This window comes from Candidatus Acidiferrales bacterium (assembly GCA_035934015.1).
Classification (GTDB): domain Bacteria; phylum Acidobacteriota; class Terriglobia; order Acidiferrales; family UBA7541; genus DAHUXN01.
Window position 1 is genome coordinate 65254 of the sequence record DASYYH010000006.1, and the last position, 16819, is coordinate 82072.

Sequence of the window (16819 nt, forward strand, 5' to 3'; positions counted from 1 at the left end):
GCACCTTGGTTCGCCCAACCGCCCGCGAGCATTATAATGTCAAACGCTCGAGAAACCGTGGAGTTCATCGTGCCCATCGCTCGCATCGCAAAAAGAAGACCACCGAAACCTGCCGGCCGTCATTTGCCCGCGCTGGATAAGCACTGGAAGTTTCGTCGCGCTGCGGGCCTTCAGATTCTCGAAGCCATTCCGCTGAAAAAATTCAGCTGGCTCGTCCATGGCTTTAGCACTCGTCCGGGCGGCGTGAGCCAACTCGAAAAATCCTCCAGCGGCAGCGCGAAAAAAGAATCTGTGCTCAATCTCGGTTTCACGGACTGGGATCGTCGCCAATCCGTCGCCGAAAATCGCCGCCGTTTTGCCCAAGCTCTCGGCGCGAAGTCCTCAGCGCTCATTGCGTTTCGGCAAATTCATTCCGATGTTGTGCACGTTGTCAGCTCGGTTCCTTCGGACATCTGTCAAGGCGACGCACTTGCCACGCGCACGCCGCATCTTTTTCTCAGCATCCAGACCGCCGACTGTATACCGATTTTGCTCGTCGATCCGCGCAACCGCGCTGTCGCCGCCGTACACGCCGGATGGCGCGGCACGCTCGCGCGCATCGCCGCGAAAACAATCGGCCGCATGCAGATGGAGTTCGGCACGCGCCCCTCGGACATTCTCGCCGCTCTCGGCCCGCGAATCGGCCGCTGCTGCTACGAAGTTGGCCCCGAGGTCGTCAAGGAATTCGCTGCGCAATTTCCGCAGGCGCGCGACTGGTTCGATGGCCCGTTCGACGTCCTCGCCTCCGGCGAAGACCCGAATCCTCTCCCGTGGCTCACGATGATGCCGCCGGGCCATGAGCCGCCTCCTCCGCGATGCCATCTCGATTTGCATGCCGCGAATTCGGCCATCCTTGCTGCGGCTGGCGTCGCATCCAGGAATATTTTCGCTGTGAACTTGTGCACTTCCTGCCGCACCGATCTCTTCTTCAGTTATCGCCGCGAAGCCCAGACCGGCCGCATGATGGCTGCCATCGCAATCATCTAATTGGACACACCGCCTGCAGGCAAGCTCAAGCAGGAATGTAGATGTCTGTGCCCTGCTTTTTAGGGGTCGGAGCTTCAGCTTCCACAAAACAGTCGCGTTCTTCGTTCTTTCCTACCTATCGCACAATCTTCTTGCGCGAGTATTCAGGCTTCACGGGTCACAGGACGCGAGTCACGACCGCGTCTCCACCAGCGCCAGTTGCCCGCACGCCGCCATCACGTCTTGCCCGCGCGAATAGCGCACAAATGCCATCTGTCCCTTGTCCGCCAGAATTTTGCGGAATTCCTCAATGCGCTCGGCATCTGGTGGCCGGTACGGCAATTCCCCCGGATTCCACGGGATCAGATTCACTTTCGCGCGCAGCGGTGCGACAAGTTTCGCCAGCCGCCGCGCATCTTCCGGCGTATCGTTGAATCCGCCGAGCAGCACATACTCGAACGTCAATCGCTCCCAAGTCCGCAGCGGATACTTCCGGCACGCTTCGAGCAAATCTCCAATCGGGTATTTGCGATTGATTGGCATGATGGCGTTGCGTTTCTCGTCGCTTGCCGCGTTCAGTGAAATCGCCAGCTTCGGTCGCACTTTTTCTTTGCTGAGTCGCTCAATCCCCGGAATGATTCCGCTCGTCGAAAGCGTGACGCGCTTCGGCGAAATCCCCAGCCCTTTCGTGTCCAGCAGAATTCTCAGCGCTGCCATCACCGCTTTGTAATTCAGCAGCGGTTCGCCCTGTCCCATCAGCACCACATTCGTTTGCGGCTTGAGCGCGTCGCGATTTTCGCCGAGCGCAACCAGAATCTGCCCGAGAATTTCGCCAGCCGAAAGATTCCGTATCAAACCGAGCGTCGCCGTAAGACAAAACTGGCAATTCACCGCGCAGCCCGCCTGCGTCGAAACGCAAATCGTTTGGCGTTTTTCTTCTGGCATGAAAACGGTCTCAATCGTCGCTGCCTTCCTCTCACTCGAATCCGCTAGCCGCAGCACATATCGAATCGTTCCGTCTGCCGAACGGTGCGTCCGCGCGATGGCCGGCAAGCGCACTTCTGCAATCTCCGCGAGCTTCGCGCGAAACGCCGCTGGAAGCGCCGTCATCTGCGCGATTTCGGTCTTATGCTCCGCATAGAGCGCGCCGTAAATCTGAGCGCCGCGATACCCCGGCTCTCCCAGCGACATGGCAAGCTCGCGCAATTCCTCGCTCGATTTGTCCAGCAGATTGAAGCGCTGCGAATGCACCGAATTGTTTTCGAATTCACGCACGGCGCGTCACTTTCTTGAGATGATATCACGCCGCCAAAACGCGATGCCTTTCGCCGGCACTGCCCCGCACGTTATACTTGTTTCCAAGCGTGCCCGCTGCGCTTCCGTTGATGCGCGGAAAGTCCGTGGCGTTTCCGAAGGGCAATTCCGCTGCTGTCGTGACACAATGGATAAAGATGGCTAGGAGTTGTTCGTCCTGAATATATGACCAGCGAAGCGCGGAGAATCGAGAAAACGACTTTACCCAACGGCCTTCTTGTCGTCACGGAAACAATGCCGTACATGCGTTCCGTGTCCGCAGGCATTTGGGTTCGCGACGGCGCGCGTCGCGAACCGCACGAGCTGTGCGGCATCTCCCATTTTCTCGAACACATGGTTTTCAAGGGCACTTCGCGCCGCACTGCCGAGGATATCGCCCGCGAAGTCGATCGCGTCGGCGGTATGGTCGACGCCTTCACCGCCAAAGAGATGGTCTGCTTCAATACGCGCGTCCTTGACGAGCATCTTCCCATCGCCTTCGATGTCCTCGCCGACATGGTTCTCGATCCGCAATTTCCGGAAGACGAAATTGCCCGCGAGCGCTCCGTCGTTCTCGAAGAAATCCGCATGGTCGAGGACAATCCCGAAGACCTCGTCCACGAGATTTTCTCCAGAAATCTCTGGGGACATCATCCGCTCGGTCGGCCCATCCTTGGAACATCGGACACAGTCCCGAAATTTGACCGCGGCGTCATCCAATCCTGGTTTCGCCAGTGCTACACGCCGGACAATATGATGATCACCGCCGCTGGCAATGTCTCCCATGCGCAAATGCTCGATTTAATCGCGCCGCGCTTCGCCAATCGCGTCCCTTCAAGCACTGGACACGCCACCGCTCCGTCGGCGCCCGTGCCGCGCGCGGAGATCGTCGCGCGCTCCAAGAGCGAATTGGAGCAGGTGCATCTCTGCCTCGGTGTGCCGGCTTATTGTGTGACGCACTCCAAAAGATACGCCGCCATGGTGTTGAATAATCTCCTCGGCAGCGGAATGTCCTCGCGCCTTTTCCAGAACATCCGCGAAAAGCAGGGTCTTGCCTATGCGGTTTTCAGCGACGCGAATCACTATCGCGATGCCGGCATCCTGTCCATCTATGCGGGAACAAGTCTCGCCACTGTCGAGCGCTTGGTCGCCTCCGTGTTTCGCGAATTGAGCGATTTGAAGGAGAATGCCGTCAGCGACGAAGAGCTCTCCCGCTCAAAAGCCAATCTGAAGGGTGCAACCTTCCTTTCGCTCGAGTCCAGTGGCGCGCGCATGAGCGATCTCGCCCGGCAATATCTCTATTTCGGCGAATACACGCCCATTGAAGAACGCATCGCCGCGATGGAAGCGGTCACCGCACCGGAAATCCAGGATGTGGCCCGCGAAATCTTTCAATCCGCCCGCGTCTCCGCCGCAATTCTGGGTGATTTGGACGGCTTCACTCTCACTTCTTCTCATTTCGCCTGCTGAACTCGGCCAACAAGCGATTCTCTCCGCGCAATTTCCCATCCGTTCCCATTGACGTATCTTCCTCGCTTTGCCATCATGCCTTGCAGGCCGTTGCGGGCTCGAACGGCTAGCGAGGGCGCATCAGCTTACGCGTTTCCATTCTGGCCTCCGGCAGTTCCGGCAACGCCACCTTGCTGGAAACGGAGCGTACCTGCCTCCTGGTGGACGCCGGCCTCGGCCGCAAGGAAACTCTTCGCCGCTTGGCCGCTTTGGGCAAGTCTCCCGAACGCATCGACGGCATTCTGATTTCCCACGAGCACACCGACCATTCGAGCGGCCTGCCGCAACTCCTGAGCCATTGGCAGGCGACTGCCTACCTCACGCAAGCTACCTGCGTTGAAATTCTCAAAACCCTGCCGGAAGGTTCGAGCAAGAAAATGGCGCGTGTCGAGCACATTCGCGCCGGCGAGCGTTTCACCGTCGGCGACATTGAAGTTTCTCCGTTTTCCGTGCCTCATGACGCCGCCGATCCCGTCGGCTACGCCTTTCGCGCCAACGGCACCAAGGTCGCCATCGTCACCGACCTCGGCGATCTACCTCGACACGTCAAGCTTCATCTTCGCGAAGCCGATTGCCTGATCCTCGAGTCCAATCATGATCTCGATAAGCTCAAGCTTGGCCCGTATCCCTGGTACCTAAAACAGCGCATCATGGCTAGGAATGGCCATCTTTCCAATCAAAAGGTGAGCGAGTATTTGGCTGACGCAGAGAGCGTTGAAGGCTTCGACGGCCGCGCGCGTTACTTGGTCCTTGCTCACGTTTCTGAAATCAATAACGATCCCAACATAGTCGACTTTTTCGCCAAGGAGGCGCTCCACAGTCGCCCGATTGAATCTGCCTTTCAAGGTGAACTTCTCATCGCTTCTCAGCGCGTGCCCCTCGGTCCGCTGAATTTGTAGGATTTTTCGCTTCCTTCCAACTCCTCAACCTGCACTTCTGCCCAGAAAAATTTGCGCGGTGCGTGCAATTTTCTCCCGGCGCGATCCCTGATTTCCCGGATCGCCTGCGCGTAAAGTCCTGATATCCGAATACTTTAGATTTTTCTTTCTCGCGGCCTGAAAATTGCTCGACTTTTCGCGGGGATTGGTCTGGGAACTTTTGACTCTACTTGTTCTCTAAATATCTGTCGCTTTCATAGCTGCCTCGCTTCGCTTTATCGGATGGCATAAACTCAAACGGAATTTTTAAACCGGTCCAGACTCACCCCCCGGCAAAAATTCCATTCCGGCTGCAAGGGGGGCAGAAATTCTTCGAAAGAGTCCGAAGCCGCACCGTCTTCTCCCTTCCAAGGACGCGAAGCAAGCTAGGAATCGCAAGAAAACTCTTCTGCGCCAGCCCGATCTCCTGATTTTTTGTGACAAGCGCACCGGCTCGCGCCGTTTTCAGGTCGAAGTCAATGGCGATGCCGAAGCGGCTGTTGGCCGCGCCGCCAGCTTGCTGGCCCTCGGTTGTATGGCCCGCGGCGAATTGCCTCAGGATTATTGCGTCTGCGTTCCCGCGCACAATGGGCTCATCGACCGCATCACGCGCCACGCCGAAGATCTTCTCAAACTCGGCCGCGAACTTTCCTGCTCGATTGCCATGAGTCCTCGCGAAAGCGAAGTTCTAAAGGAAGTCATGCGCAATCGCGGCAACAAGGAAATCGCCGATCGCCTCAATATCTCCATCCGCACCGTGAAATTTCACGTCTCCTCCCTCCTCGGAAAATTTGGCGTGCCCAGCCGCTGGGACTTGATTCAAAAAGCGGAGCGCACGTTCGGAAACCAGGAGTATTTCCCGGAGCCATCGAGTCCGGCCCCGCGCAACCTCGCGAATCCCGCTCCAGCCAATGCGCGCGTCGTCCCCTTGATGCGCTTCGAATCTCACAAGCAAAATCGCGTCATCCCCATCCGCCAGCGTTTGCATCCCGCATAATCTCGCAAGGGCCACTCGCTTCGCCCAATGCCATTGCTTTCCTCCCGTACCGCCCTCGTTTTCGGTTATCATAGAAGGGAAAAGCATTCCAATTTCATCTAGCGAAATCGGTTCGGCGGCTGGACGCGCGTCTGCATCGCCGCCGCGAAGACCAGGAGAACGAGCGTTGATTCAGCGATACACGCGCCCCGAAATGGGCCGCATCTGGACCGAAGAAAATAAATTTCAAAAGTGGCTCGAAGTCGAGCTCGCCGCAGCGGACACTCTCGCTGACGCCGGAATCGTCCCTCGCGCAGCCGCCGCGCAATTGCGCGAACGCGCCAAAATCGACGTCGCCAAAATTCTCGAAATCGAATCGCGCGTCCGCCACGACGTCATTGCCTTCACCGTCGCCGTCGGCGATTCCGTCGGCAATCCTGAATCCGCTCGCTGGCTGCACTATGGCCTCACGTCCAATGACGTCGTCGACACCGCGCAGGCGCTTCTCGTGCGCGAAGCTTCCGCGAAAATCGAAAAGGAAATCGAACGCTTCGCCGGAATCCTCGAGCGTCGCGCCTGGGAATTCAAGGACACGCCGCAGATCGGCCGCACCCACGGCGTCCATGCCGAGCCCATCACCTTCGGCCTCAAAATTGCCAATTGGTACGACGAAAATCGCCGCGATCTCGCGCGTTTTCGCGCCGCTGCCGCGGAGATGGCCGTCGGAAAAATCGCCGGCGCCGTTGGCACCTGCGCGCATCTGGGCCCGGAGATCGAGCAGAAAATCTGCCAGCGTCTTGGCCTTGCCGTCGCGCCGATTTCTTCGCAGGTCATCGAGCGCGATCGCCACGCGAATTATCTCGCCGCTCTCGCCATTCTCGCCGCGTCTCTCGAACGCATCGCGCTCGAAATTCGCCATCTCCAGCGCACCGAAGTTCGCGAAGCCGAAGAGCCTTTCGGCGGCGGCCAGCGCGGCAGTTCCGCGATGCCGCACAAGCGCAATCCCGTCAGTTGCGAACAGGTCTGCGGCCTCTCGCGCGTCGTCCGCGCGAATTCCGTCGCCGCCATGGAAAACATCGCACTCTGGCACGAGCGCGATATTTCCCACAGCTCCGTCGAGCGCGTGATTCTCCCCGATTCCACGATTCTCGCCGACTACATGCTCGACCGCATGTGCGCCATCGTCGAAAAAATGAAAGTCTTTCCCGAGCGCATGCGTCGCAATCTCGATTCCACGCAGGGGTTGGTTTTTTCCGGCCAGCTTTTGCAGGATCTCGTCGAGCACGGCGCGCCGCGCGAAGACGCCTACAAGTGGGTCCAGGCGCACGCCATGGCCGCGTGGGAAACAGAAACCAGTTTCCGCGATCGCGTCGCCGCCGATCCTAACATCACAAAGTTTCTCGACGCGAAAAATCTCGAACACACTTTCGATCTTCGCCGCCAGCTCAAATCCGTCGATGCGCTTTTTTCCCGCGTCTTCGCCAAAAAATCTTCCGCCGCTCCGCGTTAGTTGCAAACGTTCAAAACCACTCGTAAATGCAGTTAATGAGGTCGCGGCCTCAGCCCGTTTGCGTTTGCCTTTCATAGGTGCGCTGCTTGCTGCGCCCGGACTGGTTTTCTCGGGTGGCGCGCGCCCACCCGCCACACACGGGCTCTCAGCTTGTGTGTGTTTGTCTTTTGTAGGGCTCGCTCGCCGTGGCGAGGCGCTGCTTGTTTGCACCGAGGCACGAGGGGTTGCGCCCGTCGCCTTTGGTTGTCATCCCGAACCCAGCCCGCTGTTGCCGCGGGATGGCGGTGAGGCTCGCCTGCCATGGGCAGGGACCTGCTGTCGCTTTTGGCCGTTGCTTTTGTAGGGCCCGATCGGACTTATCGGGCCGCTGCGTTTTGCCTTTCGTTGTCATCCCGAAGCGCTTTCAGCGAGGGATCTGCTTCTGCGTTTTTGGAGTGCAGCTTGTCCTGAGCTTGCTCGCTGCGGCGAGCGCGACCGAATGGCGCTTCACGTCGCAAAATATTTCTTCCTGTCGCGCGCCTCACCCGCGCGAAGTTTTTCCACAGTCATCCGCAATTTTGCACAGGTTTTTTCCGCGATTTCTATTGACGCCGCAATGCCACAGGATTATTTTGCGCGCAGATTGGACCGGAAGATTGGAAGACTTCCCGGTCCGGCTCAGAGTTCGCGATTACTTCACCGTTTTCGCGATTCCGAACCTGATCGGGAAGGATAAGGACTTCACGATTCCGCGCAGAATGCGCAGCCGCCTGACCGCGATTGCGCAGTTCCGCGCAAAAGTGAAGCTCAGAGAAGCTACGGCACGGATCAGAAGCTGCATTCGCTTCGCGGCGTTGCAGCGCTGGCTGTGCTGAAAAGCTCCGAGGCTTCAACGTTGCTTCGCCGTTCGCAGCGGCTTTCGGGCTTCTGACAACGGTTGACTGGGCGATGAAGCTCGCAGGTTGACGCATCAGTTTGGAAGACGCGATTTGCCGCAAGGCGATTGAGTCGCCTCATTGACCCGTAAACCCTGTAAACTTACGGCTCGATTTTGAGGGCGCTTCGGCTTCACCGCCGTCGCGCCCTCACTTTTTGCACGTTGACGTCGCGATAGCCCACTACGAAATCCCCGACGATAACTACCAGTCTAGGCGAATAGCATGAGAGGTGCGATCATGGACGTCAAATGCAATTGTCTCGGGTCTGTAACAGCAATGCCTGGGAAGCGCCTCAACCGTTGGCCCCGCATCAATGATTAGCATGAATTCAAGCCCGCAGATGCCGAACCTTGCTCCCGCAACCCGGTTGCTCTGGTCCGTGAACGTGCCGACCTCATATCCCTCGATGAATTCTTTCTTGCCCGCCTTGCCTATCCAGTAGAGGCCTGCGTGTGGCTTGAATGTCTTTGTCCCAAACGCGATCCTGACTAACGAGCGCGCCGGTTCTCCGGCACGAAAGGAGGCCCGACCAATCGGCGCACTGTTATCAACGGCTAAGGTAATGAGAGTCTTGAGGAACCACCTTTCAAGCAAAGGACCGCTTACGTGGAATTCCTCGAACTGCCACTCTTGTGGTTGGAGCTTTTCCCGGGCCTCTATGAGCTGGACTACGCCGCGAACGGCGTCGCGCAGCGTGATCGCGCAGTTATCAGTTTCGGAAAGCATGGAATTATGCTTCACGCAAAGCACGTTCTTTGTGAAGCTGTTTATGCCGATTGTCCTGAAGTCATCGGCACACCAAGAAAAGCCTTTAACCTTAATTTGCGTTTCGTGAAAAAGACCGCTGGTGAGGACGTCTTCACCGCTGATTGGGCTGGAGCACTCCCCGAGACACGAGGCCCAGCACTTGCTCACCCGTCGCTTCATTGAACCCTCATATAGAACCTCACGGGATGTACGAGCATTCTCTTGGTTTCCCGTCTTTTCATCTTCGTCATATCCGAGCTTAAATAATACGGCCGGAGAGAACCTTGAGCATCTTCCGGGCTGGCGCTGGGTCAGTTTGAATTTTCTTGATCGTGACACAAGGAGTCAAAATTCGAACTGACCTAGCGCCTTTTCTATTGACATCCTGATTAACTTCTGCTACAAGTGTAGCGCATGGTTAGCACTGTCAACTCGGCTCTCACAGCATCCGTAAGAGGTTCACGGTGGAGTCTCCTCTCCGCCTAGCCCTCCCGATCCGCCCCAAGCCACCCGTAACTCTCTCGAAAGTCAATTCTAATCGCTTGTCCTATGAAGAATTAGAACTGACCCTAACTCACACAAAACAAACACCCGGACCCGTTTCTAATCGCTTATTCTTTCGACTTTTTGAAAAATTTTGCGATTTCGGACACTATCACTTACGGGCGACCAGGCCTTTCCCGTGCCACGCACTCATGCAATCCGCGCTCATGCGCTGCCGGGATCGCGCCGAAGACTATGCCAGCTCTGCCTTCTGCTACCCGTCGAAGCACCGCCAAAGCAAATGCGCGGCGAAAAGGAAAAATGTAACGCGTCAGTTCATCCGGTTGGCCTGGAGGCTGCCGACGCTGAGTGCAGGTCGGCGAGTCAAAACTTTCCTATCGACGGTAGAATTGCTGCGGTATAGGAAGGGAATGTGTTGAGCGATATGGAAATGGTGGCAGGACTGACGACCGCTGAGGTTCACGCGCGGCTGCAACGATATGGCCCGAACCGCGTCGAGCAAGAACGACGCCGGCCGGTACTGACGTTCCTTGCCAAATTTTGGGCGCCCGTTCCCTGGATGCTCGAAGCGACCATTGTGCTCGAGATTCTCGTGCACAAGTGGGATGAAGCCCCCATTATCGGCGGCTTGCTCGTTTTTAATTCCGTCCTGAGCTTCGTCCAGGAGAACCAAGCAAATCGTGCTCTGGCTCTCTTGCGAAATCGCCTTTGCGTACAAGCTCGCGTGAGACGTGACGGGCAATGGAAACTCGTTCCCGCCGATCAGCTTGTTCCTGGAGATGTAATTCACCTGCGCTTGGGTGACCTTGCTCCCGCCGATGTTCACCTCGTCGAAGGTGCCCTGCTAGCTGACGAGTCAGAGTTGACTGGCGAATCGCTTCCGGTTGAGAAGTCCGCAGGAGCGATTGTCTACGCCGGCTCGCGGCTCAAGCGAGGCGAGGCAACCGGTGAAGTGACCGCAACCGCAGAACACACATACTTTGGCAAGACTGCCCAATTGGTGAAGACCGCCAAGACTGTAAGCCACTTGCAACGAGTGATTTTTTCGATTGTGAAATATCTTGTCGTCCTCGATGCCATACTTGTCGCAATCATGCTGGTCTACGCGGGCCTCTCGCATCTACCCTGGACGGAGGTCTTGCCATTCGCACTGATTCTTCTGGTGGCCTCGGTGCCGGTGGCATTGCCAGCAACGTTCACAGTGGCAACGGCCTTTGGCGCGCTAGAGATGTCGCGCAACGCGGTTCTGGTCACGCGGCTTTCCGCAATCGAGGAAGCTGCGGCCATGGACATCTTGTGCACGGACAAAACAGGAACGATTACCCAGAATCAGCTCCGCGTAGCGGACATTTGTCCGGTCGAAGGTCGAAGTGCCGAAGAAGTGCTGCGAATGGCCGCCCTGGCATCCGATGTAGCAACACAGGACCCCATAGACTTGGCGATTTTCGCAGCCGCGCAGGAGAAAAAGGTGCTCGACGCTCTTCCGCGGCGCGTCCAGTTTATTCCGTTCGATCCATCCACCAAGCGATCAGAAGCGGTATATGAGGCGCCGACCGGAAAACTGCGAGTCATCAAAGGAGCGCCGGACAGCCTCATTCAGTTGGCGACAGACGGTCATGAACGAGCTGGCAACGTCGAAAGGCTTGCGGCCGGAGGCGCGAGAGTGCTCGCTGTCGCGGCTGGCATGGATAACTCGCTCACGCTCGTGGGTTTCGTTAGTTTTGAGGACCCTGTTCGGGAAGATTCAGAAGAACTCGTGAAGAGCCTTCAGGGGCTCGGCGTGCGTGTCATCATGGTGACGGGAGATGCACTCGCCACAGCTCAGGCCGTCTCGGCCCAAGTGGGTATTGGCAAGCGAGTCGGCCCCGCGGCAATTCTGCGTGAAGGTGCGGCCGAGGCAGCGGAACAGTATGACGCCTTTGCCGGAGTCTTTCCCGAGGATAAGTTTCGGCTTGTCGAAGCTCTGCAACGCAAAGGGCACATTGTGGGCATGACAGGCGATGGCGTGAACGATGCGCCTGCCCTGAAGCAAGCCGAAGCGGGCATCGCTGTCTCCACGGCGACGGACGTGGCGAAAGCAGCCGCAAGCATGGTCCTTACTGAAACTGGCTTGGCCGGCATCGTGCGCGCCGTCGAGACGGGCCGCAGAATCTATCAGCGCATGCTGACATACACCCTCAATAAGATCATCAAGACGCTGGAAATTGCCGTCTTCCTCAGCGCTGGCGTTATTCTGACGGGAACCTTCGTCATAACGCCGCTGCTTGTGGTGTTATTGCTTTTTACCAACGATTTCGTCACGATGTCGATCGCTACAGATCACGTCTCGTTTTCCTCGCGACCCGACCGGTGGCAGATTCGGACTCTAATGCTTACCGCTGGCGCGCTCGCAAGCCTCGTGCTGATTCTTTCGTTCACGGTGTTTTTCGTTGGCAAAGATGCCCTTCATCTGCCCCTTGGGCAACTCCAGACGCTGATTTTTCTCATGTTGGTTTTCACCGGTCAAGGCAACGTCTATCTCGTGCGTGAGCGTAATCGTGTCTGGCATTCGCGTCCTAGCCGATGGCTGGTATTCAGCTCGCTGGCTGACGTAGTGGTGGTAAGCATTCTCGCAGCGCGTGGTATTCTTATGGCGTCCATTTCTTGGTCTTTGATCGCTTCGCTGCTGGCTGTCGTCTTGCTCTTTCTGCTGGTAGTTGACGGTCTGAAGATTCATATCTTCCGGCGTTTTGGTGTTCGCTGAAGCAGTCAACGCAAAGCAAGGAAGCTAAGTCGGCAAGCTGCGCGGGCATCCGAAGCCAACAAGTTTTGTTTGATCGGATCGCACACTGAGGAGTATCCAATGAGCTTTGCGAGGATTCTTATCGCTGTGGACCAAAGCGCGTTTGCTGCGCACGCCGCCAATATAGGAATTGAGCTCGCGAAGTCCCTCGGAGCGGAATTGGCTTTCATCCATGTCGTGGATACAGCCGTTGCCAGCGCGGCACCTGATGTTGGACTCCCCGCGGACAAGCTCATTGCGATGGAAAAGGAGGAGGCCAAGAGACTGCTTTCGGCTTTTCGCGAGCGTGCGGGAACTAGCCCCCTTGCGCTTGAATTCCTTGAAATGGGCAAACCTGCCACCAAGATTGTTGACGCAGCGAAGAGCTGGCCTGCGGACCTTATTGTAATCGGCAGTCACGGACGCGGCGGGGTTGAGCGGCTTTTGCTCGGTAGCGTCGCCGAGTCGGTGGTGCGTCATGCTTCATGTCCGGTTCTCGTCGTTCGAAGAGCGAAGTGAAAGTTGCTGCAGTCAGTCGCTCGAATAACTCCAGTTTACGTGGCTATTCTGAAAACCTCTGCAAATAAGCTCTGAGAAAAAATGTCATCTGGGCGGGATCACAAATTTCGTTTCCTCGCCTTGTGTTCGCGCTTGTCCTTTCTTTTTCTGCTTCGCGTTTATCGCACGCCGTCCGCAGCGCCGCTTTAGGCTACGCAAATATCTTATGCAGCGGTATCATTACCGCTGCGTTTTTGGGGTGCGGGATGAAGTTTGGGATCTTGGCTCTGTTGGTGTGTGTCTCTTCGCTTTGCTGGGCCCAGGCCGAGCAGCAGGAAGTCAGACATCACGGGATGATGCATGCAATGGAGATGCAGCATCTCGTTTCGAAGACGGCCAAACTCAGCATCTCAAATAACGCAGCCGCACAGCAAATGACCGTTCGCGTCGGCCCTCTGAACTTACCCGCGCACTCCAGCCACATGACCGTCGCGCAACCGCCAGTTTTTTTTCTCACGATTCCCTTCGATGGCTGGCTTGTCGCTTATCATCCGCGCGTCATCGACAATCACGGCGTGCCGCTTCCCAATAAGCTCCTCCATCACACTGCTTTCTACAATACCGCACGCCCCGATTTTCTTTGCCATAATAAAGACGAACACATTTTTGGCGCGGGCGGCGAAATGAACGACTGGCCGGCCGTTCCGGGCTTCGGCTATCCGGTTCGCAAAGGCGATCGCATTCGCATCAGCGCGATGTTCGCCAATCCAACGGCCAAAAATTATCCCGATGTTTTTCTCGAAGTCCGCATGGACTACAAAATCTCCGACGCCAATCAGCCTCCGCTGCAAGACGTCTATCCCGCCTGGTTCGACGTGATGGGCTGCGGCGATTCCGGCTACACTCTGCCATCCGGGGAGAGCATGCGGACCGGTCATTTCAAATTGCGCTATTCCGGAAAACTTCTCGGCGTCGGCGGGCACTTGCACGATTACGGTGAATGGCTCGTCTTGAAAGACACGACCGCGAATATCACGCTTGCGAATCTCGCTGCGAAAACGGATCTCGCAGGGCACGTTCTCGCCATGCCTGTGGGATCTTTCGCTGCGCAGGGTGGCGTTGCGCTCTCGAAGGGCGATGTCATCGAAGTCACCGACGCCTACAACAACGCCACCGGAAATCCCATCGACGATGGCGCCATGGGCATCGTCGTCGGATATTTCCTCCCCGATGACCAAGCCGCCCTCGCCGCTTTACGCCGCAAGCCAAATCGCTAACCGCACTCGCATCGCACAAACGACAGCAGGAAAAAAATCTTCGCAGACGAATACAACGTGTGAGACAAAGAGAAAGGACGAAGAAAATTGGTGCCGGCGGGGGGAATCGAACCCACGGCCTAGGGATTATGAGACCCTCGCTCTGCCACTGAGCTACGCCGGCACGCGCAACTCCTTGATGCTACGGTTTGCCTTCTTGCAGTGTCAAGAAGCGTTCGCTTCGGAATCGCGCGCCAGGCACACGCACCGCCCGCGCGAGCGCGCGAAAAAACAATTCTGAACTTCCTCTTACTTTTTCGCGGCCTTCGGTGCGTTCGCGTATTTCCGCTGGAAGCGTTCCACGCGGCCCGCCGTATCGATCAGCTTCTGCTTGCCCGTGAAAAATGGATGACAGCTCGAGCAGATTTCCACGCGGATCAAATCGCCCTTGAAGGTCGAGCGCGTATCAAACGTGCTGCCGCAGGCGCAGTGCACCTTCACAGCGTGGTATTCAGGATGGATTCCTTCTTTCATTTCGGTGACTCCCTTTCGCAGGACCGGTCTGCGAAGCTGTGCCCGATGTGCACAGCGACGTCGCTAGGTCCGCGCGCAAACTTCTATCATACGCGAATCTGGCTTCCCTGCCAACCGCGCCTCGTTCGGTCCTATCTCACTTGACCGCGCTTTTGCCGGGTGAATTAGTGCAATTTGTCAAGCCACGTGATGATCGCGCTTTCGAGTGCGATGCGATGGTCGGACCAACCGTGGTCGGTATCGAAGTGCATCTCCGTAACTTGGCGGCCGCCCTGCGCTTGAATGGCGTGCACGAGCGCATCGGCCTGACCGGCGAGTCCGTCGTTGGCCGTCAGCACGAGCAGCGGAGTTTGCGTAAGTCCCGCCGCGGCGTCGGCGAACCGGTATTTTCCTGCGATGGCGCGCAGTTCTTCAACCATGCTCTCCGGCGTCACGCCCGCAAGCGATTCCATGTCTCCAGCCATCAATGCCAATAAACGGCTGTGTGGCTCATCTGCAATCTTGCTCATGTCCGCCGCAGAAAAAAGAATCGCGCCATACAAACCGTGATCGTGCGCCGCCGTGTGCACGACGACCCAGCCGCCCATGCTGTGACCTGCAATCACGATGCGATGCGTGTCAATTCCGAGCCGCGCAGCGTTCTCCGGCGCGCGCAAATACGCGAGGACGGCATCGGCATCCTCGAAGTTTCCTGCAAAACGAAACTCTCCCGGACTGCCCCACGAACCACGATAGTTGAACGTCACCGCATTCCACCCAGCGCGGCGCACGGCCTGCGCAACGTCGAGATTCTTTTCGTTCCCCGGTAAGCCGTGAAACAAGACGAGCGTTGGATGCAGCCCCGCTCCGGAGGGCTGATAAACGATGCCGTTGATTCTTACGCCGTGGCTGGGAATGTGCAGCACAGTCATCTTCGCGGGACGCGCCGCGTCGGCGGGTGGATCCGTGTAGATAGCTTTAGGAATGGACTGCGCGGAAGCGGTGGCCGCGAAAAGTGCCGCGAAAATTACGATCATCGATGGGCGCATGAGTTCGCTCCTAAGATGAAATGCGTGCGACGATGCGCAGCGCGAGCATCGCGTTTGATCATCGTCAGTTCAGAGCGAAACATGATAGCCCATGCTCGCTCGCATCGCCGAAAAATTCCGCGCTATTTGGTTTCCTCTACGGTCCGTCCATCGAGCGGCTGAAGGGGTCGCACATCATGCGGGTATAGTTTGGCGAACGCAGCGATTTGCGCCGTCGAAACCTGCACTCGGCTCTTCATCACAAACCATTTCACGCCCTCGGTACACGGCGGAGCGCTTATGGATCCCATGTACATGTAATAACCGGTTTCGCGCGGCAATAGCCCGTCGGGATTCACTTCAGCTCCCGGAATCACACGCGCCGGGCCTTTTGTTTTCGCCATGTATTTCCAAAGTTCGCTGACCACGGGATTCGCACTGCCTTCATTCAACAGCACGGCAACGCCCGCATTTTTTCCGTCGCTCGATTGGTACATCAGATGTATCACCATGTCCGAGGGACGCCCATGAACGTATTCTTCGCTCGGATGATGAAAGTGGAATTGCACAAGCTCATAGCGCTGGTCTCCGACGACCAGAAAATTGCCGTTTCCCGGCGCATAGTCCAAGCGGACGGCCGTGTAACCGTTGTTGATGATGTTGATTGGCCCGCTTTTGTCCTCGAATCGCAGCGGAGGGAGATCCGCTGGCACCGCGCTGCGAATGTCGATCGGAGATTGTTCTTTGCCGTCACACGCAGCGTATTCGGGATCCAAATGCGCCCAATGCTGGGGACCGTCGGCCGCGCCGCGGTTGTAACTCCACGGTGTTCTCCACTGCGCTCGCGGAGCCACAGGTACCAGGATCGCAGCGCCAGCCAAAAATGCAAACGTCATCCAAAGTTTTCGCAAATTGCACCTCATTTCGGGCTCAGTTTTCTGCTCTGCTGATATCTACTCCTTCGCCCACCGCCAGCACAATACCATGCGCTGAGCAACAACGATTCGTCAGCTATCGAAGTATGAATGTCGCATCGTCGGGCAAATTCCCGGGAGCCCTTGTTGCAAGAGCAACTGGTCACTTGTCACGCTGCTGTATTAGAATTGTCCAAGATCAAACGTTTAGCGAGGGCGTGTAGCTCAGCTGGGAGAGCACCTGCTTTGCAAGCAGGGGGTCGCCGGTTCGATCCCGGCCACGTCCACCAGATTTTTTCTGACTGCAAAAGGCTTAGAAAAAGCAGCTCGACCGAATCCCGCCACTGTCGAAGTTACTGGCTCAGCCACACTAACGATTTTGATTCTAGTGTTCCCTCCAAAAATCTTTAGCATATTTTCATTGATGATTCTTCCCGGAAAGTCAATGAGACACTCACTGTTGGCAACGGG

General features: G+C 57.0%; 13 protein-coding genes and 2 tRNA genes. 9 read left to right on the forward strand and 6 right to left on the reverse strand.

The genetic code is table 11. From position 1 onward, the window contains the following. Nucleotides 1-36 precede the first annotated feature (36 nt). Nucleotides 37-1026, forward strand: coding sequence for a peptidoglycan editing factor PgeF (gene pgeF, locus VGR81_02690; protein HEV2287840.1), 990 nt, complete (start codon nt 37-39; stop codon nt 1024-1026). 171 nt (nt 1027-1197) lie between these two features. Here the strand turns inward: pgeF and rlmN are convergent, their stop codons facing one another. Further along, entirely contained in the window at nt 1198-2280 is a 1083-nt protein-coding gene (gene rlmN / locus VGR81_02695; GenBank protein HEV2287841.1) for a 23S rRNA (adenine(2503)-C(2))-methyltransferase RlmN, read from the reverse strand. A 204-nt stretch (nt 2281-2484) separates the two neighbouring features. Here rlmN and VGR81_02700 point away from each other — a divergent pair, with 204 nt between their 5' ends. The 4 genes from VGR81_02700 (at nt 2485) to purB (ending at nt 7210) form a co-directional block, all read left to right on the forward strand. Then, complete coding sequence (locus VGR81_02700) at nt 2485-3768, forward strand: pitrilysin family protein (protein ID HEV2287842.1); 1284 nt, start codon at nt 2485-2487, stop codon at nt 3766-3768. Between the two features lie 140 nt (nt 3769-3908). Continuing rightward, complete coding sequence (locus VGR81_02705; protein ID HEV2287843.1) at nt 3909-4706, forward strand: MBL fold metallo-hydrolase; 798 nt, start codon at nt 3909-3911, stop codon at nt 4704-4706. Between the two features lie 553 nt (nt 4707-5259). Continuing rightward, nucleotides 5260-5721: a helix-turn-helix transcriptional regulator gene (locus tag VGR81_02710; GenBank protein ID HEV2287844.1), complete on the forward strand. Its 462-nt coding sequence runs from the start codon at nt 5260-5262 to the stop codon at nt 5719-5721. Between the two features lie 166 nt (nt 5722-5887). Then, entirely contained in the window at nt 5888-7210 is a 1323-nt protein-coding gene (purB, locus tag VGR81_02715; GenBank protein HEV2287845.1) for an adenylosuccinate lyase, read from the forward strand. A gap of 1118 nt (nt 7211-8328) precedes the next feature. On the opposite strand, the gene VGR81_02720 is transcribed toward purB, so the two are convergent. Beyond that, nucleotides 8329-9054, reverse strand: coding sequence for a hypothetical protein (locus VGR81_02720; GenBank protein HEV2287846.1), 726 nt, complete (start codon nt 9052-9054; stop codon nt 8329-8331). A gap of 736 nt (nt 9055-9790) precedes the next feature. On the opposite strand from VGR81_02720, the gene VGR81_02725 reads away from it, so the two are divergent. The 3 genes from VGR81_02725 to VGR81_02735 all read left to right on the forward strand — a co-directional run bounded on the left by VGR81_02725 (nt 9791) and on the right by VGR81_02735 (nt 13914). Continuing rightward, on the forward strand, nt 9791-12121 hold the full coding sequence (locus tag VGR81_02725) for a plasma-membrane proton-efflux P-type ATPase (protein HEV2287847.1): 2331 nt from the start codon (nt 9791-9793) through the stop codon (nt 12119-12121). Nucleotides 12122-12220: 99 nt separating this feature from the next. Beyond that, a complete protein-coding gene (locus VGR81_02730; protein HEV2287848.1) occupies nt 12221-12658 on the forward strand; it encodes a universal stress protein in 438 nt (145 codons plus the stop codon). Nucleotides 12659-12903: 245 nt separating this feature from the next. Then, nucleotides 12904-13914, forward strand: coding sequence for a hypothetical protein (locus VGR81_02735; protein ID HEV2287849.1), 1011 nt, complete (start codon nt 12904-12906; stop codon nt 13912-13914). Nucleotides 13915-14002: 88 nt separating this feature from the next. Here VGR81_02735 and VGR81_02740 read toward each other — a convergent pair. The 4 genes from VGR81_02740 to VGR81_02755 form a co-directional block, all read right to left on the reverse strand. Next, nucleotides 14003-14077: transfer RNA gene (locus VGR81_02740), tRNA-Met, on the reverse strand. A gap of 125 nt (nt 14078-14202) precedes the next feature. Further along, on the reverse strand, nt 14203-14427 hold the full coding sequence (gene rpmE, locus VGR81_02745) for a 50S ribosomal protein L31 (protein ID HEV2287850.1): 225 nt from the start codon (nt 14425-14427) through the stop codon (nt 14203-14205). A 164-nt stretch (nt 14428-14591) separates the two neighbouring features. Further along, entirely contained in the window at nt 14592-15455 is an 864-nt protein-coding gene (locus VGR81_02750; protein HEV2287851.1) for an alpha/beta fold hydrolase, read from the reverse strand. A 122-nt stretch (nt 15456-15577) separates the two neighbouring features. After that, a complete protein-coding gene (locus VGR81_02755) occupies nt 15578-16330 on the reverse strand; it encodes a carbonic anhydrase family protein (GenBank protein ID HEV2287852.1) in 753 nt (250 codons plus the stop codon). A 232-nt stretch (nt 16331-16562) separates the two neighbouring features. Here VGR81_02755 and VGR81_02760 point away from each other — a divergent pair. Further along, nucleotides 16563-16638 (forward strand) — tRNA-Ala (locus VGR81_02760). The last annotated feature ends 181 nt before the right edge of the window (nt 16639-16819 follow it).